Source organism: Gulosibacter sediminis (assembly GCF_014904065.1).
In the GTDB taxonomy this organism is placed as follows: Bacteria; Actinomycetota; Actinomycetes; order Actinomycetales; family Microbacteriaceae; genus Gulosibacter; species Gulosibacter sediminis.
The window spans coordinates 23,118-48,876 of sequence record NZ_JACXJG010000003.1 but is presented as its reverse complement, the minus strand read 5'-3'; the positions used below and the strand labels follow the sequence as shown (position 1 = coordinate 48,876).

23 protein-coding genes and 5 pseudogenes are annotated in these 25,759 nt (G+C 68.9%); 7 read left to right on the top strand and 21 right to left on the bottom strand.

What is annotated here, in order from left to right; genetic code table 11:
• The coding region (locus ID132_RS13345) for a metal-sensitive transcriptional regulator (RefSeq protein WP_235988197.1) at positions 1–181 on the top strand (181 nt) is incomplete at its 5' end.
• 25 nt (positions 182–206) lie between these two features.
• Here ID132_RS13345 and ID132_RS01405 read toward each other — a convergent pair.
• Positions 207–716, bottom strand: a pseudogene (locus ID132_RS01405) (ABC transporter ATP-binding protein); the annotation flags it as partial.
• A gap of 11 nt (positions 717–727) precedes the next feature.
• Between ID132_RS01405 and ID132_RS01400 the strand changes: the two are divergent.
• The gene (locus ID132_RS01400) at positions 728–2,290 is read left to right on the top strand and encodes a recombinase family protein (protein WP_081609408.1); all 1,563 of its coding nucleotides are present in this window, start codon (positions 728–730) and stop codon (positions 2,288–2,290) included.
• A 105-nt stretch (positions 2,291–2,395) separates the two neighbouring features.
• Here ID132_RS01400 and ID132_RS01395 read toward each other — a convergent pair whose 3' ends face one another.
• From ID132_RS01395 to ID132_RS01380, 4 genes and pseudogenes are all read right to left on the bottom strand, one after another.
• Positions 2,396–2,980 (bottom strand): hypothetical protein, encoded by a 585-nt coding sequence (locus tag ID132_RS01395; protein ID WP_193127665.1) that lies wholly within the window; start codon positions 2,978–2,980, stop codon positions 2,396–2,398.
• Between the two features lie 19 nt (positions 2,981–2,999).
• The gene (locus ID132_RS01390) at positions 3,000–3,569 is read right to left on the bottom strand and encodes a single-stranded DNA-binding protein (RefSeq protein WP_006213381.1); all 570 of its coding nucleotides are present in this window, start codon (positions 3,567–3,569) and stop codon (positions 3,000–3,002) included.
• Positions 3,570–3,650: 81 nt separating this feature from the next.
• Positions 3,651–5,437, bottom strand: a pseudogene (locus ID132_RS01385) (type IV secretory system conjugative DNA transfer family protein).
• On the bottom strand, positions 5,434–5,904 hold the full coding sequence (locus tag ID132_RS01380; protein WP_231882187.1) for a hypothetical protein: 471 nt from the start codon (positions 5,902–5,904) through the stop codon (positions 5,434–5,436). Before ID132_RS01380 ends, ID132_RS01385 begins: the two are co-directional and overlap by 4 nt.
• A 168-nt stretch (positions 5,905–6,072) precedes the next feature.
• Here ID132_RS01380 and ID132_RS01375 point away from each other — a divergent pair, with 168 nt between their 5' ends.
• Together ID132_RS01375 and ID132_RS01370 are read left to right on the top strand one after the other, a co-directional pair.
• Complete coding sequence (locus tag ID132_RS01375) at positions 6,073–6,438, top strand: ArsR/SmtB family transcription factor (protein WP_197464170.1); 366 nt, start codon at positions 6,073–6,075, stop codon at positions 6,436–6,438.
• A gap of 44 nt (positions 6,439–6,482) precedes the next feature.
• Positions 6,483–7,712, top strand: a complete 1,230-nt coding sequence (locus ID132_RS01370) for an MFS transporter (RefSeq protein ID WP_006213377.1) — start codon at positions 6,483–6,485, stop codon at positions 7,710–7,712.
• 138 nt (positions 7,713–7,850) lie between these two features.
• Here ID132_RS01370 and ID132_RS01365 read toward each other — a convergent pair whose 3' ends face one another.
• The 3 genes from ID132_RS01365 to ID132_RS01355 form a co-directional block, all read right to left on the bottom strand.
• Positions 7,851–9,350 (bottom strand): TraC family protein, encoded by a 1,500-nt coding sequence (locus ID132_RS01365; RefSeq protein WP_006213376.1) that lies wholly within the window; start codon positions 9,348–9,350, stop codon positions 7,851–7,853.
• Positions 9,347–9,793, bottom strand: coding sequence for a hypothetical protein (locus ID132_RS01360; RefSeq protein ID WP_006213375.1), 447 nt, complete (start codon positions 9,791–9,793; stop codon positions 9,347–9,349). The genes ID132_RS01365 and ID132_RS01360 overlap by 4 nt, the downstream gene beginning before the upstream one ends.
• A 120-nt stretch (positions 9,794–9,913) precedes the next feature.
• Positions 9,914–10,834: a hypothetical protein gene (locus tag ID132_RS01355; RefSeq protein WP_006213374.1), complete on the bottom strand. Its 921-nt coding sequence runs from the start codon at positions 10,832–10,834 to the stop codon at positions 9,914–9,916.
• Between the two features lie 67 nt (positions 10,835–10,901).
• On the opposite strand from ID132_RS01355, the gene ID132_RS01350 reads away from it, so the two are divergent.
• Positions 10,902–11,600, top strand: coding sequence for a hypothetical protein (locus ID132_RS01350; RefSeq protein ID WP_040560313.1), 699 nt, complete (start codon positions 10,902–10,904; stop codon positions 11,598–11,600).
• 6 nt (positions 11,601–11,606) lie between these two features.
• Here the strand turns inward: ID132_RS01350 and ID132_RS01345 are convergent.
• The 13 genes and pseudogenes from ID132_RS01345 to ID132_RS01285 form a co-directional block, all read right to left on the bottom strand.
• Positions 11,607–13,078, bottom strand: a pseudogene (locus ID132_RS01345) (SCO6880 family protein).
• Positions 13,079–13,083: 5 nt separating this feature from the next.
• Positions 13,084–14,514 carry a TrbL/VirB6 family protein gene (locus ID132_RS01340; protein ID WP_193127664.1) on the bottom strand — a complete coding sequence of 477 codons (1,431 nt, stop codon included), beginning with the start codon at positions 14,512–14,514 and terminating at the stop codon, positions 13,084–13,086.
• A 30-nt stretch (positions 14,515–14,544) separates the two neighbouring features.
• Positions 14,545–14,864 (bottom strand): annotated as a pseudogene (locus ID132_RS01335) (DUF6112 family protein).
• Between the two features lie 129 nt (positions 14,865–14,993).
• On the bottom strand, positions 14,994–15,260 hold the full coding sequence (locus tag ID132_RS01330; RefSeq protein ID WP_006213369.1) for a DUF6112 family protein: 267 nt from the start codon (positions 15,258–15,260) through the stop codon (positions 14,994–14,996).
• Positions 15,260–16,903 carry a M23 family metallopeptidase gene (locus tag ID132_RS01325; protein ID WP_193127680.1) on the bottom strand — a complete coding sequence of 548 codons (1,644 nt, stop codon included), beginning with the start codon at positions 16,901–16,903 and terminating at the stop codon, positions 15,260–15,262. Before ID132_RS01325 ends, ID132_RS01330 begins: the two co-directional genes overlap by 1 nt.
• Before the next feature lie 32 nt (positions 16,904–16,935).
• Positions 16,936–17,616, bottom strand: coding sequence for a hypothetical protein (locus tag ID132_RS01320; RefSeq protein ID WP_040560323.1), 681 nt, complete (start codon positions 17,614–17,616; stop codon positions 16,936–16,938).
• Between the two features lie 23 nt (positions 17,617–17,639).
• Positions 17,640–18,698 carry a ParB N-terminal domain-containing protein gene (locus ID132_RS01315; protein WP_040560312.1) on the bottom strand — a complete coding sequence of 353 codons (1,059 nt, stop codon included), beginning with the start codon at positions 18,696–18,698 and terminating at the stop codon, positions 17,640–17,642.
• A gap of 40 nt (positions 18,699–18,738) precedes the next feature.
• Positions 18,739–19,627: pseudogene (locus tag ID132_RS01310) on the bottom strand (hypothetical protein).
• 98 nt (positions 19,628–19,725) lie between these two features.
• Positions 19,726–20,130, bottom strand: a complete 405-nt coding sequence (locus tag ID132_RS01305; protein WP_006213364.1) for a hypothetical protein — start codon at positions 20,128–20,130, stop codon at positions 19,726–19,728.
• Positions 20,127–21,008: a DUF2637 domain-containing protein gene (locus ID132_RS01300; RefSeq protein WP_179861206.1), complete on the bottom strand. Its 882-nt coding sequence runs from the start codon at positions 21,006–21,008 to the stop codon at positions 20,127–20,129. Before ID132_RS01300 ends, ID132_RS01305 begins: the two co-directional genes overlap by 4 nt.
• Complete coding sequence (locus ID132_RS01295) at positions 21,008–21,847, bottom strand: bifunctional DNA primase/polymerase (protein ID WP_193127663.1); 840 nt, start codon at positions 21,845–21,847, stop codon at positions 21,008–21,010. Before ID132_RS01295 ends, ID132_RS01300 begins: the two co-directional genes overlap by 1 nt.
• A gap of 68 nt (positions 21,848–21,915) precedes the next feature.
• Positions 21,916–22,995: an ArdC-like ssDNA-binding domain-containing protein gene (locus tag ID132_RS01290; protein ID WP_193127662.1), complete on the bottom strand. Its 1,080-nt coding sequence runs from the start codon at positions 22,993–22,995 to the stop codon at positions 21,916–21,918.
• A gap of 246 nt (positions 22,996–23,241) precedes the next feature.
• Complete coding sequence (locus ID132_RS01285; protein WP_225984163.1) at positions 23,242–24,033, bottom strand: helix-turn-helix transcriptional regulator; 792 nt, start codon at positions 24,031–24,033, stop codon at positions 23,242–23,244.
• A gap of 553 nt (positions 24,034–24,586) precedes the next feature.
• Between ID132_RS01285 and ID132_RS01280 the strand changes: the two genes are divergently transcribed.
• On the top strand, positions 24,587–24,781 hold the full coding sequence (locus ID132_RS01280; protein ID WP_193127661.1) for a heavy-metal-associated domain-containing protein: 195 nt from the start codon (positions 24,587–24,589) through the stop codon (positions 24,779–24,781).
• A 125-nt stretch (positions 24,782–24,906) separates the two neighbouring features.
• Positions 24,907–25,722, top strand: a complete 816-nt coding sequence (locus ID132_RS01275) for a hypothetical protein (RefSeq protein WP_006213358.1) — start codon at positions 24,907–24,909, stop codon at positions 25,720–25,722.
• The last annotated feature ends 37 nt before the right edge of the window (positions 25,723–25,759 follow it).

The following is a 25,759-nucleotide window of genomic DNA, read 5'->3' as shown; positions in this document are numbered from 1 at the left end:
CTGCATCGACATCCTCACGCAGGTTTCGGCCCTCACCCGCGCCCTTCAGGGCGTTGCCACCGGCCTCCTCGATGACCACCTGAAGCACTGCGTGCTCGACGCCGCGAAGCTGAGTGACGAGGCCGCCACCGAAAAAATCGAGGAAGCCACCGAGGCGATCCGTCGTCTAGTCCGCTCCTAACGAGCGCGCGANCCCCCTCAACGGGTTAGTCGAGGGTGTCGGAGAGCTCGAGCCAGCGTTCCTCGAGGGCGGCAGCCTCGTCGTCGAGCGAGGTGATGGCGGCCATCTCCGCCGCGAGCAACTCGTAGTTCGACTGGTCGAGGTCGGCGAGCTTGGCCCGCGCATCCGTCGACTGCTGCTGCAATCGTTCGATGCGGCGCTCGAGTGACGCGAGTTCCTTCTCGGCCGCGCGCAGTTCGGCACCCGACAGGCCCGACGTGGCGGATCCGGTGATTGCGCTCGCCTGCGCGGGGTTCGACGCCGAGGCCGTCATCGGCTTGCCTGCGCCGGCATCGCGCAGCGACAGATACTGGTCAACGCCACCCGGCAGATGGCGCAACCCACCGTCAATCACGGCGTACTGCTGGTCGGTCACACGCTCGAGCAAGTAGCGGTCGTGCGAGACGACGATGATCGTGCCCGGCCAGGTGTCGAGGAGGTCCTCCATCGCCGCGAGCATGTCGGTGTCGAGGTCGTTCGTCGGCTCACCCAGCAGCTAGATGGCAGATGCAAGAGGAGCACCTGTCTGTCATGGAGACTCGACTACCCACCCGACCACCGGCTTCCGAGATCAAGGCTCTCATATACACGCGAGCCTCGATGGATCGTCACTACCTCATGCGCTCGACCGACGATCAGGAGACGGACTGCCGCGCCTGGTGCGCGCAGCAGACGTGGAATGTCGGCAGGGTCATCACCGATGCCAATCGATCTGCATCGAAGTGGCGCACCCGCGAGCGTGAGGGGTTCGAGGAGGCTCTCCACCTGATCGCCTCCAAGAAGTATGACGCGTTCGTGACGTGGGAGCCCTCCCGCGCCGGACGTGAGCTACTGGCGTACGTGCAACTGCGTGCGGCTTGTCAGGAAGCCGGTGTGCTCTACCTGACGAAGGGCCGGGTCTATGACTTTTCCCGCCATGACGACAGCTTCATGATGGGGCTGGAGTTCCTCACTGCGGAGAAGGACGCCGCGGTGATCCGGGACCGGCAGCTGCGCACTGTGCGGCTCAACGCGCAGAAGGGTCGCCCACACGGTCGGCTCCCCTACGGGTACCGCAGGGTGTATGACGAGCAGACGCGTGCGCTGGTTCGTCAGGAGATCGACCCGGGAAAGGCCTCGATCATCATCACGGCCGTCGATGAGATTCTGGACGGGGTCTCGATCAACAACATCGTGACTCGCCTGAATCGCGCGGGGGTGCCGACCCCGATGAAGCCGACGTCCGACCAGTCGCGAGGTTGGATGAGCTCAACCCTGCGCCAACTCATCAAGAGTCCAACGATTGCGGGCCTGCGCATGTATCAGGGCGAGGTCATCGGTGAAGCGGACTGGCCGGCGATCGTTCCGGTCGAAAAGTGGGAGAAGGTCAACCAGATCCTTGCGGACCGGGCTCGCCGTACTCGGTACGTGGAGGAAGGCAACCATAGTCACCCCAGGTGGCTGCTGTCATTCATTGCCAGGTGCGGCTTCTGTTCGCACCCCTTGGTGCGCATTCATGGTGCCGTGGATCGCAAGCGGACTGGGATGCCTCGAGACAACTACATCTGCGGGAAAGTGGGGTGCCGGAAGGTCAGTATCGACATTCCCTACACGGACGCTTACGTCACCGGCGCACTACTTGGTTGGCTGTCCAAGCCTGAGAGCCTAGCGGTCATTCTGGGCCCGGACGACAACTGGAACGAGCGGGTCCGCGAAGCCCAGGACCATGTCGCAGCACTGCGCAGGCGCCTCGCCGACGCAGCGGGCGAGTATGCACAGGGCCGGATCAGCATGACGATGCTGGCCGATGTCGAGGAACGCCTCAAGCCCGAGATCGAACGTGCCGCGAAAGCCGCCGTTCCCCCGGTCGCCGACAGGCAACTCCTCGCACTGATCCAGACGAAGGATCTGGATGCCGCATGGGAAGCTCTCGACCTGGTCGAGAAGCGCCGCATGCTCAAGATGCTGCTCGACATCCGGATCGAGAAGGCCAAGACCATGGGCGGCCGCTTTGATCCGGCACGGATCAAGATCACTCCTCGGTTCTCGGTTCCCGAGACATATCAATGGAGGCGACCAGAATCGTCCTGACCGCTGCGCCCTGACGGTCAGTCGGCGGTAGGAACGACGCGCCGAGCTCTCGCCCCAGCTCCTGGAGCCGCGAGAGCTCGGCGCTCGTCTGCTGAGCTGCGGTACTCATCGCAGTTCCCCGGTGCGCGGATCGGCGCCTGCGAAGAAGGCGTCCTCGGCGGCGCGGCGTTCGGCGACTCGTGCGGCGACGTACTCGACGAAGTCGGCATCGCGGTCGGCGACGAACACGTCCTCGACCGGGTCGGCGGGGTCCTCGCCGGGCCAGGTCGTCTGCCTGGTTGGCCGGTCGCGGTCCAGGCGGGTACCGGAGGCGGCGACCCATTCGCGCAGCCTGGCGCGGGCGTCGGCGAAGTCGCGATGCCACCCGAACGGGGCACTGCCGTTCTGCTCGGGGTGGTAGGCACACAGCCAGTGCAGATGCAGCGCTGAGAGCTCCCAGACGAGTTCGTCGTGGCGGTGCCAGAACGGTGGGATGACGCTGGCGGGCAGCCCGTAGGTGCGGCGTGTCGTCTCGACCCACCGGTTCAGGGCGTACCACTCCTTTTCGAGTTCGTCGGCGCGCAGCAGGTACCAGTTCACTGGGTGCGGCGGGCCGGGGTCCTCCTCGTCCTCGTCTTCGAGCATCCCCTCGTCGTCGAGGTCGAGCTCGTCCTCGGGCAGCTCCTCCACGGCGGGCTCANCGTCGGTCATGATCGGGACTCCTCGGTGCTCACAGGCCCATGTCCGGCGACTGCCGGTCGGGCCGGTACTCGGGCGCGGCGAACGCGGCAGGCGTCTGCTGCTGCGCCACCTGCCGTTCCGGCTGCTCGGGAACACCGGAACCGGCGGACTGCTGGGCTGCGTCACGTTCGACGGTGGGTCGCTGGGCCTGTTCGCGGCGCGGGGTGCGGTCGACCTCGTAGGTGGTGCGGGCCATGTCGTGACCGAGCGCGGTCGCGACGAACCGCTGCTTCGTCTCGCCGGTGCTCTTGGACTGGTAGTCCTCCATGCGCCCCTCGGCGATGAAGAAGTCGTTCTTGGCGAGTTGCTTGTAGGCGCGCACGGCGACGCCCTTGTAGGCGACGAGGTCGTGGTAGGTGTTCGGCAGACGGGTGTAGGTGCCGTCGTCCTCGTAGTCCCAATGACGCTGCTCGACCTTCGCGTAGAACGCCGCTTTGCCCTTCTGAGTGGTGCCCAGCGTCGGCTCGGACTTGATGCGTCCCTTGAAGGACTCGCGGACATCCGCGCCCTGCTCGGGCTGGGTCTCGGGGCCGGTTCCTGGGTTCTCGTGCTCGGCCATCGTGCTGCTCCTGTCTTCCTGATGCGGCCACCTGTCGTGGCGGCCGTCGTGACAGGCAGGTGCACACGAGCTGTCCCGGACCTACCGAGGCGGGTCGGGGCGGCGCAGCAGCGCCTCGATCTCGGCCCGGTCGGTCTTGAGCTGGTCGGCGTCGGCGCGAGCGGGCCAGGCGCGCAGATCGGTGACGATCGGCGGGGCCGCACGCAGCAGGGTCACCGCGGTGCCGAACGGGAGGGTCCGCAACCGGTCGGGCGGGAAGATCGCGACCCTGCGCACGGAGCGCTGGTTCTGGCGAGTGCCGTGATCACCGAGGGTGATCGAGTCGGTGTACTCATCACGTTCACCGATCAACGTGGACAGGTCTTGAAGGTCTTTGCTGTTCGAAGCCCCGCCGAGAAGAATCTTCACGATGGAGGCGTCCCAGATCGCGCCGGCCTGGTTCTCCGACCACTTGTCGCGCGCCTGCGCGAGAGACTGGAGCACGGGCAAACAGGTGATTCCGGTGCCACCGCCCTCGGCCATCAGCGTCGGCAACGACGGCAGCGGGGCGAGGTTGCCGATCTCATCCAACGCCAGCAGCAGTGGCGGGTCGAGACGGGCTCCGGGTGAGCGTGCCGCGATCCGCCGGGCGGTCTCCACGAGATCCTCCACCAACGCGGCGACCAGTGCTGCGGAGGCTCCGGCTCCAGCACCGGTCGCGAGGAGGAACAGGGTGCCCCGATCACGGATGAACGCTTCGGGGTCGAACTCCTCCCCGGGGCCGGGGCTGACGGCATCGAGCACCCGCGGGTCAGCGAGAGCACCGAGGGCCAGAGAGACGCCCTGCCAGATCGAATCGCGGGTCCTGGGGTCGGCGTCGATCATGGATTCCAGCGAGTCCGCCCACCCCGTGGCCGCGTCCGGGCTNGTTGGTGAGGATCGCGACGGCCTCCGCCGCAGCCGAGGGGTCCAGGGTCCAGCGGAACAGCTCCGCCGGGGAACGCCCATCAAGAGCAGCGGCGTGCAGCAGAGCCTGCAGCGCAGTCCTCGTCTTGCCTTCCCAGAATCCGCCAGACTCCACCCCGCCGGCAGACAGGCCGGTGGCCGAGGCGAGGCCGGTAGCGCGGATCATCGCGGTGAGAGGGTCGGCGCAGCCACGCACGGGCNACCAGCGCATCCCCGCCGGGACGCCCTCGGCCAGGTGCTGGGGGTCGAACACTGCGACCGGGCCGTGCTTCTCTCTCGCGCGCAGGGTCGCGGTGAGGTTGTCCGGGCGGGTGCTGGTGGCGATCACCGCCCCCGGCGCGTCGAGGATCGCGGGGATTACCACNCAGGCCCTTGCCGGAGCGGGGTGGTCCGATGAGCAGGATCGAGTCCTCGACGCTGGCCCACACCTCCCGGCCCCGGCACATCCCGAGTCGGTAGCCGACATCCGCCGGGGTCGGCTTGGAGAGAGAGGGTCGCAAGTTCCCGGCGCGGGTGAGCAGCGCCGTAGGTGAGGCGACCGTGGCCACCTCGTGGCGGGTCGCGACTCCGGCGGTTGTGTGCGGGTCGACCTCGGTCTTGCGGGCGTGACGGCGCAGCCGCGTCCACACCCAGCAGCCGCCGGCGACCAGCCCGGCCAGCAGCACGACGGTCACGGCCCAGTAGGCGACCGCGCTCATCCCTGGCGCGTCGAGCGCGGCGGCAGGATCACCGGGCCGGAACAGCACCGAGATGCCGGAGGCGGGCCCAGCGGCGGGCTGGTCGGTGCCGGTGAGGAACGCGGCCACCGATCCGGCGCCGCGCAGGATCAGGGCGAGGCCGAACAGTCCGACCAGCCCGATCATCGCGGCGTTGGTCAGCTCGTCGCCGAAACTGCCGCTCTGGCGGCCCTGCGGGACGCTCATCGCAGCCTGCGCGCCACGACCGTGCCGGAGACGCGCCCGACCAGCAGCACCTCTCCGGCATCCCCGACCCGTCGCGGATCGAGCAGCCCCCGTGCAGTGCCGTCGCCGGCCGCGTCGGTGTCGGAGACGAGCACGGTGCAGGCGATGTCCTCCCCGGCGACGAACCCCTCCCCGGTGACCTCGATCAGCGCCGGCACCGCCTTGGGCCGTCTCGTCTTTGGGGCCGGCTCGGGTGCAGGGTCGGCGCGGCGTGGTTGTGCGGCGACGAGTTCGGTGAAGCTCGTGCCGTCGGCCTCGTGCACCTCCACCCGCACCGGCACCGCACGCTCCTGGCTGGCGTGGTCGATGATCTGCGGGAACGCGGCCCGCGACCACGGCCGCTGGTCGTCGTCGGGCGGATACACGGTGCCGTCGATCATCACGGTCATCGACCCGTCGGCGTGGATATCGAGGATCACGGTGCGCATCGACACCGGCACCGGCTCAGGGAGATTCGCATGTCGTCTCATGCCGGCCAGGTGCACAATCCCGTACCCGCACCGTTCATCCTGGCTGCTGCTGGCGCAGCTGCCGGGCCTCGTCCAGCACACGACGGCAGGGTTCCCTCACCCATACGCCGCTGTTAGTATCTGCGTATGGATGCAGATAAGCAGATGTGCGGCATGGATCCCGCGTCGGAATACGTCGATCTCGCCGCGGAGGTCTTGGGACTGTTGTCCGATCCGACGCGGATCAGGATCGTGCTGGCCCTGCGCCAGGCCGACGAGTTGCCGGTGAACGCGCTGGCGGAACTGGTCGGGAAGAAGCCCTCGGGGGTGTCGCAGCATCTGGCCCGACTACGGATGGCGCGGATGGTCACGACCCGGCAGGAGGGCACGAGCGTGCTCTACCGCCTCACCGACGAACACGCGGTCGCCCTGGTGGTCGAGGCGATCAAGCAGGCCGAGCACGCGGTCGCGAACGGGCAGATCCCGCCCCACCACCACGCACCCCGGCAGTAGTAGCCCGTTCGTCGCACAAACTCTCGTTCGTTAGGCCTCGTCTCATGCTTGCTGTCCTGCGCAATCCCACCTACGCGAAACTGTTCAGCGCGCAGGTCATCGCGCTGCTGGGCACGGGCCTGCTCACCGTCGCGCTCGGACTGCTCGCCTTCGAAATCGCCGGCGGCGACGCCGGCGTGGTGATGGGTGTGGCGATGACGATCAAGATGGTGGCCTACGTCGCCGTCTCCCCCCTCACGACGGCACTCACCACCCGTCTCAAGAGAAAGCCACTACTCATCGGGACCGATCTCATCCGGGCTGGGGTCGCGCTCTCGCTGCCGTTCGTGACCGAGGTGTGGCAGATCTATGTGCTGATCTTCCTGTTGCAGTCCGCATCGGCGACGTTCACGCCCGCGTTTCAGGCCGTGATCCCGTCCGTGCTCCCGGACGAGGGACAGTACACACGTGCCCTGTCGCTGTCGCGGCTCGCCTACGACTTGGAGTCGCTGGTGAGCCCGATGCTCGCCGCCGCCTTACTGACGGTCGTCAGCTTCCACAATCTCTTCGCTGGCACCGTGGTCGGGTTCCTTGCCTCTGCGACCCTGGTGCTTGTCTCCCGCTTTCCTCGCTTCGAGGCTCCCGCTCCGGCGCCGTTCTTCGATCGCCTCACCCGCGGCGCCCGTGCGTTCTGGGCCAGCCGGGAGCTGCAGGGCCTGATGGCGCTGAACCTCGTCGTGGCGACGACCACGGCGATGGTGATCGTCAACACCACTGTCCTCGTCCTGGGCGATCTGGGCCGCACCCAGTCCGATGCTGCGCTCCTGCTCGCCGCCTACGGAGGCGGCTCCATGATCGTGGCCCTGACCATGCCCAAGCTCTTGGAAGCCGTCTCGGACCGGCGAGTCATGCTCACCGGCGGCATCGCCCTGCCCGTCCTTCTCCTGGCCGGAGCCGGGGTGCTCGCCTGGACCGATGGCACGCCCCAGTGGGTCGGGCTGCTGAGCGTGTGGGCGCTGATGGGGGCGGCAACCTCCACGATCCTCACCCCCTCCGCCAGGCTGCTGCGGCGAGGCAGCACGGAAGAGAATCGGGCCGCGGTGTTCGCCGCGCAGTTCTCCCTGTCCCACGCCTGCTTCCTCATCACGTACCCCCTCGCCGGTGTTCTCGGCGCCGCTATCGGCCTTCCCGCCGTGGCTCTCGTCCTCGTCGGTATCGGCATTCTCGGCGCGGTCCTCGCCACCACTGCTTGGAGCGCTACGTCCCGCACTCTCGTGCAAGCTCACAAGCGATGAGCACAGGGAGCGCTCATGCCCTCCACGACCGCTTCGACAAAGATCGATCCGATCGCTCGTACGGTTGCATCTGTAACGAACATGCGACCCCACAGTCAAGGTCAGAACGTCTGGAGATCCGCGGAATCACGCGGATTCTTACCCTACGCGGGGTTGGTTTTTTCCGGGATCGGACATGCGGCTGGTGGTGTCGAAGAGCTCGTACTCGGCCGGGTGGAGCTGGTGCTGGACGACGAAGGAGCGTTCCTTGATCCGCCACAGCCCTTGTCCGGTGCCCAGCGTCGGCAGCAGCTCGCGCTCGGTGCCGGTCAGTCCAAGGGTCTTCGCGGTCGTGCCCAGCTGGTCGGATTCCTGCCGGTAGATGATGCGGGACTCCGCATTGGCGAGCAGGGAGTTCGCGAGCGAGCGCATGGCCGAGCCCTGGTCGCCGACGTTTTCCAGGTCGGTGAGCTTGTGGAAGATGAGCATGTTGCTGATCCCGTACGCCCTCGCCAGCCGCCAGTGCGCATCCATGCGCTTGAGCAACGCGGGTTCGGACATGAGGCGCCAGGCTTCGTCGTAGATGCACCAGCGCTGCCCGCCGTTCGGGTCCAGCAGCGCCGATTCCATCCACGCGCTGGAGCACGTCATCAACACCGACACCAGCGTGGAGTTCTCGGTGACTCGCGACAGGTCCAGGGACACCATCGGCAGGGTCGGGTCGAACACCTCCGTCGACGGGCCGTCGAACAGGCCGGAGAGGTCCCCAGCCACCAGTCGTCGCAGCGCGTGTCCGACCATGCGGCCGTCCTCGGCCAGCCGCCCGTCAGGGTCGTGGGAGGGAGACAGGAGGTGGTCGACGATCATCGGCAGGATCGGCACCTCGTTCTCCCGTACCGTTTCGGCGAGGGCGGTGTCGATCGCGGTGTGCTCCAGCGGCGACATGGGCCTGGCCAGCACGGTCTCGGTGAGCGCGCCGATCAGGTCGCGGCGGCGGGAGGCGACCGTCGTCTCCCACTCCGCATCGCTGAGCCCGGAGGGGCGGTAGCCCTCGTCGAGGGGGTTGAGGCGGGTGGGCAGGCCGTGGCCGAGCTGGATCGCCCGCCCGCCGACGGCGCGGGCGATCTCAGTGTGCTCGCCTTTCGGGTCACCGGGAACGTAGACCCGCCGCCCGAACGGCAGGCTGCGCGTGTACAGGCTCTTGGCGAGGGAGGATTTGCCGCTGCCGACGATCCCTGCGACCACGACGTTCGGGGCGGTGATGACCCCGGTCTGATACAGCACCCACGGGTCGTAGACGAACGAGCCCCCGGAGTAGAGGTCCTGGCCGACGAACACGCCCGCCGAGCCCAGGCCGCCCTCGGCGAGGAACGGGTACTGGGCCGACAGGGTCGCGGAGGTGTCCTGGTGGCGGGGCAGCCGGAACCGGCCCGGCGTCCGCAACGTTTGCTTGCCGGGCTCCCCGGCGGCGGGCAAATACCGAGTGGCCTTGCGCTCGGCCCGCTCGACCTCGGCCTTGGCTTTCGCTTCCGCGACCTCGCGGCGACGCTGCTCGGCCTGCAACCGGGCCGCGGCCTGGCGGCGCTGCGCCCGCAGCCGTCGCCGCTCGGTGGCCGGGGCGACCAGCACGGAGGTATGTAGGCGTTCCTTCTCGCTCACAGTCCCAACCCCCGCCCCTGACCTCTGCTGGACCCGGCGGGGTGCGGGTCGAACCACGACCCTGCCGGCTGCGCGACCCGCGCCTGCCTCCCCGCGCGCAGGGAACGCCGCGTCGTGTGCTTCGGAACGGTGGTGGGGTGTTCGATGGCGGTGACGGCACCGGTCAGGCGGGTCGTGGTCTCCTCCAGTGCGGTGCCGGCCTGATGGAGCTCGTCACCGATCTGCAGCCCGGTATCCCGTGCGAGGGCCGGGGCGCCGGGGAGGGTGTGGGCGACGGCGATCCGGTCGATCGCCTCCCGCATCGCCGTGGCCGCATCGCGCAGGTCGCCCAGCAGTGTGGCGGTGCCGGGACCCGTGGCCTGCAGTTCACTGTCCGCGGCGAGGTGGCGCAGGTTGCGGGCGGCCTCGGTGGCGAACGCGGCGGGATAGTAGACGGCGGACATGATGGCCTCCCAGGCACGAGAACGACGGGGATGTGGTGCAGGTGCACCCCACCCGCCCGGTCACGGACATGCCGGTGCCGCCGACCCCACAGGGCGGCGGCACCACGGGAGGTAGTCGGGTCAGAGGCCGAGGCCGCGGTCACGCTTGACCGCCGCGACGCCCGGATGCTCGAACCAGGACCCCTCGCTCACCGGCCCACGCCCGGCGGCACTGCCCGCTTCTCGTCCGGTGGCGCGTACCCCGCGATCAGAGAGCGCCGCAGCGGCAGCACCCGCCGCGCCCATCGCAGTCCCGGCCGAGGCGGCACCGCCGGCACTGCCCATGTCGGGGTCCATGGTCGGTGCGGGGGTGTCGGTGTCGAGGCTGTCCTCGGGCGCGATCTGGTGGTGGCGGTAGAGGGCGACGTGGCCGAGGTCCGGGTTGTAGGTCAGCGTGTACTCTCCCGTGCGTGCTTCCTTGTCCAGCGCCCCGATCGGTGGGGTGTCGTAGACGTAGCCGTTGAGCATGGCCGCGTCCGTGGTCTCCTCGCCGTAGTCGAAGCCGGCCAGGTGCTCGATCGCGGCGTCCGGGCCGTCACAGTCGATCAGCCACAGCACCGCATCGGCTTCACCGCCCTGGAGGAAGACGATGTTCACCCACCGCGACACCGGCCCCTGAACCCTGGTCATCTCCGTCTCGGCGGGTGCGGGCGGGGCGGGGTGCCAGGCGATGCGACCGGCAGCCTGCGAGGCACGGTTAAGCCCCTCCTCGACACGGTCCAGGGCGGCAGCGGCCTCGGAGAGCTCCCCGGCGGCCAGGCGGGCATCACGGATACCGGCGGCGGGGTCTCCGGCATCGTCGAAGGCGCGCCCGTCATGGCGGGCGTGGCGGGTGGCGAGCTGCTGGATCGACTGCTGCATCGAGCGCACCCCGGCCAGCAGGTCCCCAATCACCCCGTAGGCGTCCTCGGGGTGGGTGAAGTCGCGGCTGGCGTGCGCCAGGCCGCGCAGCGCCTGCGATGCCTCCTCGGCGTCGGCGACGGGATCGTAGAATGTAGGCACGGTTCCTCCCCTTGACTGTGGTGATCGAGAGGTACGCATTCAGAGCACGAACCAGCCGGAGGAGCACATGAGCGGTGAGGATAGGGCCAGCGATCAGCTCGCAGCGAGGCACACTCAGACCCTGCGACTGTTCAAACGCCGAGCGGAAGAGCTCTTCTCGTGCGAGCTCGCACGTCGTGACGATGCGATGAACCTGGGGCAACAGCTGCACATGAACTTCGTTGTCGATCAAGCCACAGGCCAGTCGTCTCTGGCAGGCATTCGCCAGGTCATTCCTCCCAAAGAGCAGGTGGCTTACGCACTCACACTGATCCGTCCACTCACGCTCACGAAGAAGGGCGACCGGCTCGCATGGGTAACGGTTCTTGCCGCGTTGGAGTACTTTCGGCCGGCGGACGCCACCAATGTCTCTGAGCATTTGACACAGTTGCGTGAGAACTGGGCGCAGTACCCGCCTCGCCGAATGCGGATTATGCAGGCCCCGATCGACCCAGAAGCAGCCGGGGTTCGTGTCAATGCCTGGGACAACGAGATCGCACGTATGTTCCTCTACGGTGACCTCGTCCATGGCGATGACAACGCCGAATTGCTGGACGCGCTCGGAGATGATCAGGTTGTCTTCTCCGCCGGTGCGATGGCGTCGGACGGCTTCATGTTGGTGAACAACACGTATCAGGTCATGCACTGGCTCCGACCAGATATCGCCCCAAACGACGCGCACTTCTCCCAACTCCTAGCACAGGAGAAGCCCCCGAAGGACAACTGAGCCGGCTCATACGGGCCGGGTCAGGGGCAAGGCCGCGGCTGTGAACGCGGCGGCCTGCTGGCCGACGAGGCGGCGGGTTTCGCAGGAGGCCTGGATGGCGGCCTGCTCGACCGCGGCGACCGCGGCGTCCAGTTCCTCGATGGTGGGCGCCGAGACGGCGACCAGACCGGTCACGCGCAGCACGCCGTGCCCGGCGGTGAGGTCAGCTTCCTGCTGGAGCACGTCGGTGTATTCGGCGGTCTGGGCGGCGTCCTCGATCTGTCCGATCCGGCGGCGCTGCGCGGCATCGGAGATGTGCTCGACCTTCTTCTTGCGGATGTCACGGGCAGCCTGATCGGTGCGCAGCGGGGTGTAGAGCAGCGACAGGGATCGCCCGATCCCTGAGGAGAGCACCAGCGGGGCGAGGAACCCCGGATACACCATCGAGCGGGGCCACTCGCTGATCCAAAGCACGACGTGGTAGCCGGTATCGGTGCGCAGCCTCGTCCAGGTCTCGGTCACCGCGACCGGGCCGGCGGTGGCCAGCGACTGGCCGATCTCCCCGTGCCGCTCCAGGGTCGCGGCGACGGCCGGGTCGTAGGCGCTGCGCAGGATCACGGCGATCTGCCCCGGGCTCAGCCACCCGGCAGGGGTCAGGTCCGCCGAGCGCAGCGCCGCGGTCAGTGTGCTCATCTCCTGGCGCAGCACCGCGGCCGCGCCCCGCAGCCCGCCGCCGGCGGTCCGGATCTGCCGGGCCGCCGTCTTCATATCCAGGCTGAGGCTGATCGTGGTGGCGTGACGCTCCCCGGCGGGCCCGGCGCGCTCGATCAGCTCGGCATACGTCCTCGATGCGAAGGAGTCGTCCTGGCTGCCGTGGGCGGCCCACCATTCGGCCAGGCCCGTGCCCGAGTCCGGCAGGGTGCGCTCCAGCACCTGCACGGTCGCGATCCGCCCGGACCGGCAGACGCTGGCCAGCACCCGCCCCCAGGAGGAGACCCGGCGGGCCTGCTCGCCGGGATCGAGGAGCACGAACGCGGGATGGCGGATCTCGCACACCACCGTCAGCGTCGCCTGGTGANGTCGTGGATCATGCCCGCCCCGCTCTGCGGGTCGACGTGCTCGCGCAGCCGCGCCATGTCACCGGGCAGCGCGAGCGTGCCCGCCGGCCTCGGAGCGACGATGCGGCGCCGGTAGGCCAACTGTCCGCCGGTGGTCCGCCACAGCCACCAGGCGGCCACGGGCACCCATTCCACGACCGGGCGCCCGGCGACGGGCATCCAGGTCAGCACGATCGAGGACACCCAGATCGGGGCGGTGTAGGCGATGAGCATCCCGCCGGCGTAGAACGCGCCCACCAGGGACAGCACTCCGACGGCGAGGGTCGCCAGCTGGGTCGCGGACAATCCCAGCAAGATGCCGCGGCGAGTCAATCTGCTGAATTTCACCGGCACCAGGTCGGTGCCCGTACGCGCTTCTTCGGCGCTGTGCTTGTTGCTCACGAGGATCACTCCTTCCCACCGGTCGGCGGCTTACTGGGCCCGTCGTCGGGCTTCGGGCCGGTCGGCAGGTTCGGCTGCGGGGTGCTGCGCGGCGGTGCCTGCGCGCCCGGCCCACTCCCACCGCTCTCACCGTTCCCGCTGGTGTTGGTGTTGCCGGTGTTCTGGTTGGCGCCGTCGGTGGCGGCCTCGGCCTGGGCGCCGATCTGCTTGCCGGCCTCGGGGCCGGCCGTCGCGGCCTTCTTCGCGACCTCCGCGCCGATGACCACCGCCGCGACCGGTCCCGCGGCAGCTCCCGCACCGGCCGCCGAACCGCCGGCGCCCGCACCGCCCGCACCTGCTCCGGCATCTGCTCCGCCGCCTGGTGGTGGCGGCGTGCCCCCACCGCCGCCGCCACCGCCGGGTGGGTTTCCGCCTCCGGGTGGGGGCGGTTCGTCACCCCCGCCCCCACCTCCTCCGCCGCCGTTGCCGTTGGTGTCGAGGATCTTCTTCGGGCCTTCGCCTTGCGGTGTGCCGGGCACCGGGACGGGTCGGTTCATGGCGTTCTTGGCTTCTTGTTCCGATCCCATGGTGTTGTAGAGGTCGAAGCCGAGGAACGCGATGACCCGGTAGACCATGTAGGGGGCGAAGGCGGCGATCGCGAGCATGACGATGCCGGTGATTGGCTCGGTGATCGCCGTCAGGTCCGCCTCGATGGGGGTTGCCATCTGGGTGATCGCGATGAGGAACACCACCACGAGCACCAGCTTGGAGATGATGAGGGCGAGTACGAACGCCGCCCACTTCCCGATCCACCCGCGGGTGGCATCCCACGCCGCACCAGCGAACGCGAGCGGGGCGAGCACGATCGCGATCAGCAGCAGAGCCTTGCGGATCAGCAGCGAGAACCACACGATCGCGACCGCGGCGACCATGAGCCCGCCGAGGAAGATCGTCACGATCGCCCCGACACCGGGGGCGGAGATGTTGATGGCGGTCAGTCCGGCGGCCAGCAGGATGATCTTGTCGCCCATCGTGGCCGTGGTCTCGCCGGCGGCTTGGATGATCCCGATGGTCAACTGGTCGGTGATCTCCAGCGCGAGCGCGGCCAGGGTGATGACCACGAAGGAGCCGAGCACGGCCTTGCCGGCCCCGAGGGCGGCGCGGGACAGCGCGGTGGGGTCGCGGCGGATCAGGCCGAGGATGAGCTGGAAGCAGAAGAAGATCAGCACGATGAACACGCCGATCNACAGCAGGTTGTACACCGACACGTACCCCTCTTGGGTGACGTCGACCAGCGTGGTCGTGTCAAACACTGTCCACATGGCCTCGATCAGCCAGCCCGCCGCCCCGCCGACGGCCTGCGCGAACCAGTCGAACGGGGCGGCGATCAGCGACGCGGCCGCTTCACCGGCGGAGTCGCAGACCGTGGAGATGACGGGAACATCGCACAGCGCCATCACAGACCTCCCTCACACAGATAGGCGGGTTCAGACGGCCTGGCCGACGCCCCAGAAGAAANCGTGACCGCGGCACCGCAGATCACCGCCGCACCGCAGGAGATCAAGACGCCGATCTTGCCGCGGCCGGCCAGGTGGGGGTTGCTGGAGTTGGAGCCGAAGCCCCACACGATCGCCGAGACGATCAGCGCGAGGACGGACAGGATGAGGCCGACGGTCATGACGGCACCGACGATGGTGCGCAGCTGGTCGATGCCGGGCAGCCCCGAGTCGTTGGGGTCGATGTCGATCTGCATCGGGAGCATCGCCAAGCGGGCGAGGGTCCAGGTGGCGAGGGTCGTGATGGTCATGGCAGGGCGCTCCTTCGACAGATGAGACAGAGGTGTTCTCTCGACCAGGTGCACCCGACCCCGCCAGACACGCAGCAGCGCCCGCCCCCACAAGACCGGGGGCGGGCGCAGCAGCTTCAGCGCAGGGGTTCAGAGTTGTTGGCCGATGCCGATCAACCAGTTCATCCACGTGACCCCGGCGCCGGCGAGGATCGCCGCCCCGAGGGCGACGAGCACGCCGGTGCGGGCCTTGCCGGCGGCGGCGTAGTTCCCGGACGCAGACGCGATCGCCCAGACGATGCCGGAAATAATGAGCATCAGCACCGCGATGATGAGCACGAACGTCAACAGGGCGCCGATGACCTCTTCCAGGTCGCCGATGCCGCCCAGGCCCTCGAAATCGGGGAACACGTCCATCAGGCCCCACCACCCGAATCGGCGAGGGTGACGTGGAGGTGGTCTTGATGCCTCGTGGTGATATCGGTGCCGCGCGTGTAGTCGCGCCAGCCCTCGTCGTCACGGGCGAGGGACCAGATCTTGTCCTGCCAGATGAGGTAGTCGACTCCGAGGGTCTCGGCGTGGTCTTTCATCCAGTTCGTGACTTCCCAGCCCGCCTCGATCTGCGCGGGCGTGGGCATCTGCCCGATGGCGTTGCCGAACGCGATATCGCAGGCCCGACCCAGCGGGTGCTCCGAGACCGTGCCCGGCCGTGGCGAGTAGCACGACCAGGTCGTCTCGGGGAACGCCGCGATCGTCTGCTGATACAGGTGCAGGGTGCGGCGGGTGATCTGCCCGTTACTGGTCGGGTCGTCGACCAGCTCATCCGGGTCACCGGCCGGGGCAGGGTCAGGCTCCCCACCAGGCCCATTGCTGTCGGGGTCGCAGTCGCCGGCCGGTGGGCCGGTCTCGGCCTCGGGCAGGTCCGCGGCGTCGTGGGCGTTCAGCCAGGCGGCGGGGTCGGTGTGCTCACCGCCGGTGCCCCCGACATAGACCTCAAGGTGCAGGTGCGGGCCGGTGGACTGGCCCGAGGAGCCGACGTCGGCGATGTGCTGCCCGGCCCGCACCCTATCGCCGGCCTCGACGTGGATGCCGTCGGCCCAGGAATGGATGTACCCGGTGGCGACCTGCTCGCCGCCGACCTGATGTTCGATGACGACCTTCCCGCCCCACGCATCGGTGTACTCGGCGACGGTGACCGNGTCGGCGGCGGCGAGGATGGGCGTGCCGTCCGGGGCGGCGAAGTCGCTGCCGGTGTGGAAGGACTGCTCCCCGGTGATCGGGTGGGTGCGCGGCCCGTACGGGTCGGTCGCCGTCCACGTGCCCTCGGGCAGAGGGAACACCACCCGCGAAGACTCCGCCGCCCCGGCCACAGCAGGCACCACACCAGGGTCAGTTTCGACGTTCGTGCCTGTGGTGCCGAGGAGGGTGTCGAGGATCGTGACGGCGACGGGGCTGTAGTTCTCGTACCGGTCGGGGAACGCCGAGACCTCCACGGCTTGGGCGGCCTCGCCTTTGCCCATGTCTTGCCAGCCGGGGATGTCCAGCAGCCCGCGCGGCGAGGGATGGTTCGGGCCGTCCGGGCCGCCGAAGAACGCTCGCGCCTGATACTCGGGGGCCATCAGCTCTGGGACCGACCCCCACCCGGCCTGCGGGCGCATCTGGAACAACCCCAGGCTGTCGTTGTCGCTGCCATCGCCATCGTTCGGGTAGTCCGCTGACTCCGGGTAGACGCTCGTGTTCGACAGCTGCCGCAGGGTCGACTCGGTCAGTGCGGCCATCAGCGCGATCTGGAGTCCGTCACGGTTCACGCCCTCGACGCCGGAGCCGGTCTCGATGATCGTGGCCGCGTGCGTGAGTTGCTTCTTGTTCAGCGTGAACGACTCCCCATCGCGCGTTTCGACGGCGAGCTCGTCGGGCACCTCGCCGACTTGCAGTCCGCCGCCGGGCACGGTGCAGGCCCAGGTCGCGGCGGGGTTCATCAGCAGCCCGATCCCGACCATCGACAGGAACGGTGCTACCAGCGCCAGTGCGAGCAGTCCGATAGCGAGCTTCTTGAGCACCACGCCCCTCCTTTCTCCCCAGACCTCTCGGGTCAGCGCAGGGGGTTGTCCAGCTCGGACAGCCGCAGCAGATGACAGGTGTCGTAGGCGGGCTCGCAGACCACGAACACGGTGAACGCCACCTCGTGCGCGGAGTCGACGGGTTCGTCGTTCAACACCCCGGCACGGTGGCGGACGCCTTCGATCGTGATCGCCGTCGTCCCCTCCACCAGCTGCCCCGGCTGCGCCTGCTCCTGCGCGGTCGCCCACGCTCCGGGCACGAACGCATCGGTGATCTCCAGGTGCTGGGTGGTGGCGTACTGGCGCAGCTCGACCCATGCCTCCCGCGTGGGCAGATAGGCGGCGATATCGGAGGCGAGGCCGGCCTGCTCGGTGCCGGTCGGGTCGGCGACCTCCATCAGCACGCTCGTGTAGTCCAGCGGCATCAGCCCCGACCCGGTATCCCAGGCGAACACCGCCGTCGCGACGTTGCGGGCGAACTCCTCCGGGTCCCCGGACCCGACCACCGCAGCGATCCGCCCCGGCCGTGGCGTGCCGGACTCGACCGGACTCGACGACGCGCCCGGCTCGGGGTCACGGTCGTGGGGTGGGCTGGTGTCGGGGCCGAGGATCAGGCCGTAGATCCCGATGCCGGCCAGGAGCACGATCACCAGGCCGGCGGCGAGCAGGACGATCAGGCGGGTGCGCGGGCGGGAGTCAGCGAAAGTCTTCATGCCGCCCAGGTGCACGCACCCGGTCACAGAGCACGCAGATGCTGCCGAGAGACGCTCTCGCCTGATTCGGCATCAGCGCCGGGGCCGGTGTCCTCGTCGGTGCGGGGCTCCTCGGTTGTCGTCTCGACGTCGTGGCCGGTGGTGTCGAGGGAGATGCGCAGGCGGGCGGCGAAGGCGCTGGTGCCGTCGGCGACGTCGAGGAAGATGCCGGCCTGCTCCTCGGTGAGGTCGCGGGCGAGCTCGTCCACGTCGTAGTGGGTCCACCATTCCGCCAGGGAGGTCCAGGTCTGCACGAACGCCGTCACCGGCCACCGCCCCGGCACCACCGCCGGCCGGGCCGAGGTGTGCGTGCGGGGCTTGGTGCGTCCAGCGGCGGTGACACGGGCGACGGCCTCTTGGGCCATCGCGCGCAGCGACGCCTGGCGAGAGGCGTCCGCTTGCTCGACCTGGCCGCGCAGGCGCTGATAGGCGGGGTCGACCGGCCCGCCGGCCTCGATCCCCGCCAGCTCCGTCGTCGCCTGCTCGCGCAGCGCCTCGGGATTCTCGGGGTTCTCGGCCATGGCCTGGATCGCCGAGATCTTCTCCAGCGTCGTGTACGAGGCGCGGCCGGTGACCATCCGCGCGGCCTGCGCGCGGCTCCTCCCACCGACACCCCCTGACGGGGGTGCCAATTTGGCACCCCCGTCAGCACCGGGCTGATTCTCCGCCGAGAAGCGGGTTACGACATCGCGGCGCTGGGCGTCCTCGGTCATGAGCTGCTTGAGCTCGCGGTACAGGGCGGCGGCCTCCAGCTGGTTGAGCGGCTTGCGGTGCGCATTCTCGTCCTGCTCGGCCAGCAGATGCCCCAACCGGGTCGAGACACCCGATCGCACCCACACGCTGACCGTGCGCCAGTGCAGCAGCCGGATCGCTTCCAGCCGGCGTCGCCCGCACACCAGCACCCCTTCGGGGGTGACCGTGATCGGTTGCAACAGGCCGTGCTCGCGGATCGAGTCAGCCAGAGCCTGGATATCGCCGAGGTCGGCGCGATGACGGGCACCGACCTGAATCGACTCCACGGTGCGTTGCAGTTCGATACTCATCACCACTCACCCCTCTCAGTCCTCTCTTCGTGGTCCCCGGTTACTTCCGGGCCTGTCGTGGGGCGGCCAGGCAGATGGTGAGCACGAGATCGTCATCGCGCAGCAGCATCGGGATCGTCTCGCCGATCAGCAGCCGCAGCAGCACCCCGCGGCCCGCGCTGGTCGCCGCCAGCGCCGGGTGCGGGTTGCCCAGCAGCGCCTTGAGCAGCCCGGTCCAGGACCGGCCCGGCAGATCCAGCAGCGCGCGGGCGTGCTGGTCACGTCGCAGGGTCTCGAACGCGGTATGCCGCGCCCCGGCCTTCGCCAGCGCCCCGCAGATGTGCTCCACCGACGCCCGCGCGGTCGCGGGCTCCCAGCCGAGCATCGTCACCAGCGCGATCGCGTCCTCAGCCGCCGACGACGCCGACATCGCCACCCCCACCACACCACCACCGCCACCGTCACCGTCTCCGGCGTCTCCGGTGCCGTCGGGATCGGGTTCGGGGTCGGTGACCTGGAACGCGGGGTGATACTCCGACAGCGGCGTCTCCCTGTCGGAGATTCGCTCGGCGTCGTGGAACGCGGAGATGTGCGGGCGGCGGGCCTGATGGGTCGAGCACAGCAGCCCCTGGGCGCGCTCCTCGGCNGATGCAGGTGATCCGCACCGCGTGCGTGACCACGCCCCACGGGTCGATCGCCTCCCGGGCGGAGCGGGTGCGCATCACATCGAACGCGGCGCTGGCGGCCTCCCACGGGTCCAACGAGTGCTTGCGCGCCAGCGCGGCGTACTTCTGCGCCGCATACTGCATCAGCTCGCCGGCGACCGGGTCCCGCGCCCATGCCCCGGGCCCGGCCGCGTGGAGCCGGGCCAGCAGGGCACGCAGCCCGGCGCTGGTCGTGTAGTTCTCAGGCCCCCGCTGCGGGGAACCTGTGTGAGTCGTGGTCGTCATGGGTTCGGCACCTCCTGGCAGGCAGGTGCACTCGCCTTCTCCGACACCTGGTGCTCGGCGTTCGGCGCCGGGCATGGTCGTGGTCATGGCCGGTCACCTCAGTTCATTCCGACCGGGCCGCGCCCGGCCCCGTCACGGCTCGTACTGCGGCCGAACGCCGAGATCGGGGGCAGCTCACGCTCCTTTGCACCCAGGCGCGTGACGCCGCGGGCGAGGCCGTCGTGGGCCTTGTGTGCGAGGTTCGCCTCGAAGTCGATCGCCAGGCGTGAGATCTGCCCGGTGCCTCTCGCCATCAGGTCCGAGGTGCGTACCCAGTCAACCCCGCGCGCCTTGCGCAGTGCCGGATCAACATCCGCAGTCTCAGTCTTGGCACCGGTTGTGCGGGTGACGTCGGCGGCTTGGATCGCCTCCGGAGCACCCGGTGTCTCCGCCCGGTCAGGGCGGGTCGTCTCCGGCGGGGGCGTGTCCTGCCTGCCGGGGTTGTTCTGCTCGTAGGGGTTCATGATTTCTGCTCCTTCTCCTCATCTGATTCGTTGTGGTGCTCGGGCACTGCCGAGGTCTCCTGGTCTGCGGCGGGCGCGGGATCGGTGCGGGGGAACCAGCGGCCGACGGTCGAGGCGTGCACGCCGAGTTCGCGCGCGATCGCCTTGTTCGACCAGCCCCGCCCCCGCAGCACTGCCGCCCGTTCCCGCCGCCCAGCACCTGCCAACGTTGGCGGGTCGGGCTCAGCCGATGGGGTTTCGGCCACCGCCTCCAGCACGGGCACATCCGATCGGTCAGGCTCTGTCTGCTCGCCCAGCACCTTGGCGGCCGGGGCCGGCGGTGTCGCTACCGCGATGCCCGTGGCCGAACGTGGCCGCTCGGGAAGCTCCGGCAGAAGGAGCGGTGCGGCCTGTGCCTGCGCGCCAGCGGTCTCGGAGACCTCCAGCGCCGATCCTGACTCCGGGGTGGGGGTGATCGGCGTGGGGACCGGGGTTCTGGTGGAGCGGGTCAGGACCGTCGTCAGATGCGTGGAGGCCAGCAGCACGAGCGGCGGGACCGCGGCGACGATGGCCGCGAGCAGGCCCGGCACGGAGGCGTCAGCGGCGACGAGGGCGTGCGCGGCGTTCGCGCTCACCGACATCAGCGCCCCGGCGATCAGCAGCACCCACGGGTACCAGGCCGCCCGATGCCCGTCGAGGGCGACGACCGCGACGGTCGCGACCACGATCAGCCCGTCCACCAAGAGCGGCCAGATCCACGCCTGGTTCCTGGTGATGCCCGAGCGCACCGCGAGATCGGCCAGAGCGACGAAGCTCAGCCAGAACGCGCCGCCGCCGATCAGCACCGTCCCCGACGCGGCCGCGACCACCGCCCATCGCCGCCCCGACAGCCCGCCCATCACAGCCCCCGGCCCGCCCGCGTCGCAGCCGGCACCGGCCCGAATCTCTCCGGCACGGACTCGGCCCGGGTCGAGGTGCCGACACCGGTGGTGATGGTGCGGTAGGCGGACTCGACGGTGCGAGTGATCTCCCGCTGCCCGAAATCCGGCTGCTCCACGCTCGCAAACGCATCCAGCGCCTCGGAGACCGGCACATTGCCCTCGGCGAGGCGGCAGGCGGCCCAGAACAGCTTGAGATTGCGATCCGTGGACTGCCCGCTCAGCCAGGACGCCATCCGACCCGCATCCACCATCGCCCCTGCATCCGAGATCGGGCCGGTCTTCGGGCGGGGCCGGGGCGGGGTGAGAAACTCCCGCAGGCGCTGCGCATCCAGCGCCCGCCCGTCGGTGGGGGCGAACGAGGTGGGGCGGTAGAGCACGCTCTCGCCGTCGATCTGGCGGCGCGAGGGCGGGACGATGATGTAGCCGCGATCCCCACGGAAATCCACCCCGGCACGGCCGGCCTGCCACGACGGCTGTTCACTGTCGGCGGCCGGGAAGTAGATGTGCAGGCCGCCGGTCGGTGAGCGCACCATCGTCTCCCAGCCATGCACCAGCCCCTCCCGCCGCGCGGCGCGGATCGCGTCGAAGCCGTTGACGCCGTGCACATCGACATCCACCACGGAGACGCCCGAGGCTCGGCCGGTGGGCATGCCGATGTTCGCCGCCGGGAACCTGCGCCACCAGGCCTCCACCTGCGCCGNGTCGGTGGTGGCGTCGTGGAAGCCGCGTCGGGTGATCGGCTGCTTGCCCTCCGGCGCGCACGGGAACACCGGCACCCCGGACTGCGCGAACACCATCGCGGCCCGCCCCAGCGGCCAGGACGCATCCATCTGCCGGACCGCCCGAGTAAACCTGCTCTCGGACATCACAGCCCCCGCCCCAACACGACCGCAGCGGCCCGCTCCGGCGCCGGCAACGGCGCCACTTGCCGACCGGGCGTGTCCTGCCGTGGGCTCTTCGGGGCCGGGCCGTCGCGTTCCAGCCCGGGCGGTGTGCCGTCGGGCACCTGGTTCGTGTCGAGGCCGTCGAGGATGCTGAGCGCGGTCTTGCGGATGCGCTCACCGGCGGCCTGCACGACCTCGACCGGGTTCTTCCCGTCGACGTTCGCCGCCCACCCGGCCACGTACGGGATCGTGTAGCCCGTGGTGTCCATGCCGTGGGCGGCGCCGATCATCAGCGCCACCGATTCGGCCTCGACCTCACCGATCCCGCGATGCTGCCGCGCCTCCTCCTGGTCCGGCCCATGCATCAGCACATGCCCGAGCTCGTGGGCGAGAGTCTTCACCTGCGCGGCGTCGTCCATGTTCGTGCGCACGGCGACTTGCCGGGTCGAGTAGTTCGTCAGCCCGTTCGCGCCGCCGATCATGCCCTCGTGCGGCACCCACAGCAGCTCGAACCCCTCCGCCGTGACCTGCTCCGCCAGACCCTCGCGCAGACCTTCGGGGGCTTCGCCAGCGAGCAGCCGTGGCGCTGGCCGTTCGGGGATCGGATCGCCGCNGGAGGCGTCCCAGACGTAGGCCGGGCGCACGCCGACCATGCGGGAGCGCACGACCTCACCGGGCTTCGGCTTCTCACCCCGGTTCAGACGCCGCCAGGAGTCCGGATCGGCCGGGTTCGTCGAGGCGAACCTGCCAGTGACCGGGGCGAGGATCTGATACCCGGCCTGGCCCTTCTCGACCTGTCGGCCCAGCTGCTGCCACTGCTTGTATCCCGCGACCAGGGTGGGGAACGGTTCGGGCACCCCGCCGGCCTCGAATGCGGCCTGGTGCTGCTCCCAGATCAGGCAGACGTTGTTGAAGCTCCGCGACCGGAACCGGGCAGCGAACCGCATCGCATCGGCCCAGTCCTCACCGGTGACCAGCCGTTCGACGGCACCGGTGAGCTTCTCGTGGAGCTCGTCGAGCTTCGCTTCCCGCTGTTGGCGGGCTTCCTCCCTCGTCGCCATCGTCGGCCTCCTCTCGGCAGGCCAGCCGCGAGGTCGCGGCTGGCCTTGCACCAGCGAGGTGAGCCAGGAGCTTCCGGCGAGTCAGACGGTCAGCGAACGGAACAGTCGGTAGGTTGGCCGTCAGGACACGGGCGGCACCTGACGTGGACCTACTGGCGTATCAGCCTCAGAGCCTGCGTAGGGCTGGAAGCAGCTGAGTCCGGTCGGACGCCGGACGAAGTGATGATTTCCCGGACGACTCTGCTGCTATCTATCCGCGACAACCGGGCGCATGGAGCGGTAGCGACTCGGGCTGAGCCCGACGTGCTCGATGAATGCCTCCGTCGCCCGTGAACGGCTGGACCAGCCGACGCAACGACCTACTGCTGCGACAGAAAGATCGGACTCGCGCAGCAGCCTGGCCATCTCCTGCACGCGAAGCATCGTCAGATACGCGATCGGGGTCTTCCCGAAGGCATCGACGAACACACGGGTCAATTGCTGCGGGGAGAGCCGCACCCTCTCGGACAGCTCGTGGAGTGTCCACCTATAGGCGACGTTTTCATGCAGTGCCTCCCGTGCCAGCAGCGCCTCCGGACGGAGAGGGGCTAACCTGCGACTGCGCGGCAGCACTGGACGCGCGCGTGCACGCTGCAATGGTGTCAGCCTCGCAGGCGAGACCCGGATGAATGGTCCGAGCACATCCATGACAGCGAACCAGAGTGCCTGGAGTCGGTTGAATCTCTCTCGGAACCGTCTCTCAACGCTGAGCGCGACCATCTCATCAATCCACGGCACAACCATCCCGGCCCGATCTCTGCCGAGTCGCAGGATCTGCGCTGGTTCAGAGTAGATCTTCTCCGCGAAACCGGGGGCGTCAAGCCGATCGTGCAGCACCGCAGAGTGCTGCCAGAAGAACTGATCGAGAGCGAAATCGGTATCGACACGGATCGACGTCACCGACACTTGGCACTCGGGCTCGCAGCTGAACAATACGTTCGGGCCGAGAAGGATCGCATCGCCCACGCTGACCGGCTGACGACCGAACTCGCTGAACATGATTGCCGAGCCCGACCTAATGAACAAGATGTTGAGGCAGTCGTAAACCACCGGGCCGACAGGCCGGTGGACGGCAAGCGTCTGGGCGACCAGCGGGCTACGCCAATGTGCATCACAGGAGTGCCTCGCTGCCTCTGGCGTGGCCGCGCACTCTTGCTGGCTCTTGTCTGATCCGCTCACTAATCTCGAACGCCTGTGGAGCCGGACGAGCTCGCCAGTTCCGAACCAACAGCAATAGCGCATGATCGCTGTGGGGCGGGAGTCGGTTTCGTACCAGTCTTCGCTGCCTTCGTCGATGCGGCAAGGCAGTCCACGGTTCTGATGAGCCGAGGGGTCACTACTCTCCGACGCGCATCGACAAAACCCAGCGGATCGCCCCGCAGCATCGGTGCACCACAAGGCACACCTCGGACGCTCCAACCATCGTTTGCAGCACTTGCGCGATGCAGCTCACACGATCGCCTCCCTCCTTGCGGAATACCTGACAGGGGTATAGCGTTGACTTGTACACGTACCCGGTAGGGGTACTACCGACATACAAGGAGGATACCTGATGGCTTCGAACGATTACCAGGTGACGGGCATGACCTGCGGCCACTGCGAGATGTCGATCCGCGAGGAGGTCAGCGAGATCCCCGGCGTCCAGGACATCCAAGTCAGCGCGCAGACCGGCAAGCTCAACGTCACCGCCGAGGGTGAGATCGACGACGCCAAGGTCCTCGCGNGCTACTCGGCGGTGCGCGTCTGATGAAGGCCGGAGGACGGCTCGCGCTCTACGGGGCCGGGTTGGTGGTGGCGTTCGGCGGGGCCTTCGGCCTCGCCGGCGCCGTCATTCCCGATAGCTTCGCAGCAGCATGGGCAGAAGGAAGTAACGTGAACGCACACGGTGAAGGGCACGGCGACGCTGCGCAGGAAACCGCGGAGCCCGCTCTGAACGGGGTCTCCGCAAGCGCGGACGGCTTCGTGCTCTCTCCGGTCCAGGCCCCCACGGCCGCAGGCGAGGATGGAGACCTGAGCTTCCAGATCCTCGACGAGTCCGGCGAACCGGTGACCGAGTACACCACCGCGCACGAGAAGGACCTGCATCTGATCGCCGTGCGCACCGACGGCGCCGGTTTCCAGCACGTGCACCCCGAACTCGACACGAGCACAGGCACCTGGTCGGTGCCGTGGACCTGGGACGAGGCGGGCACCTACCGCGTGTACGCCGACTTCACACCCGCGGGCGAGGAAGCCGAAGGCATCACTCTCACCCGCGCAATCGAGGTCGCGGGCGACTTCACCCCTGTCGAGACCGAGGCGCAGACCACCGACGAGGTCGACGGATACACCGTCTCCCTCAACGGCGACCTCACTGCGGGCACCTCAAGCGAGCTCACCATCTCGGTCGAGCGTGACGGTCAGCCGGTGACCACGCTGGAGCCTTACCTGGGCGCGTTCGGCCACCTGGTGGCGCTGCGCGAGGGTGACCTCGCCTACCTGCACGTCCACGCCGAGGGCGACGAGCCCCAGGCCGGGGACACGGCCGGACCCGAGATCCGATTCGCAGCGGAGGCCCCGACCGCCGACCGTTACCTGCTCTACCTGGACTTCCAGGTCGACGGGCAGGTGCACACCGCCGAGTTCGTGATCGACGCCGAGCACGGTGACGGTTCGAAGACAGACGATTCGCATTCCGACGGCCACTGACCCGCAGGGCCTGGCGTCGCACGAGAGCTGAGAAAGA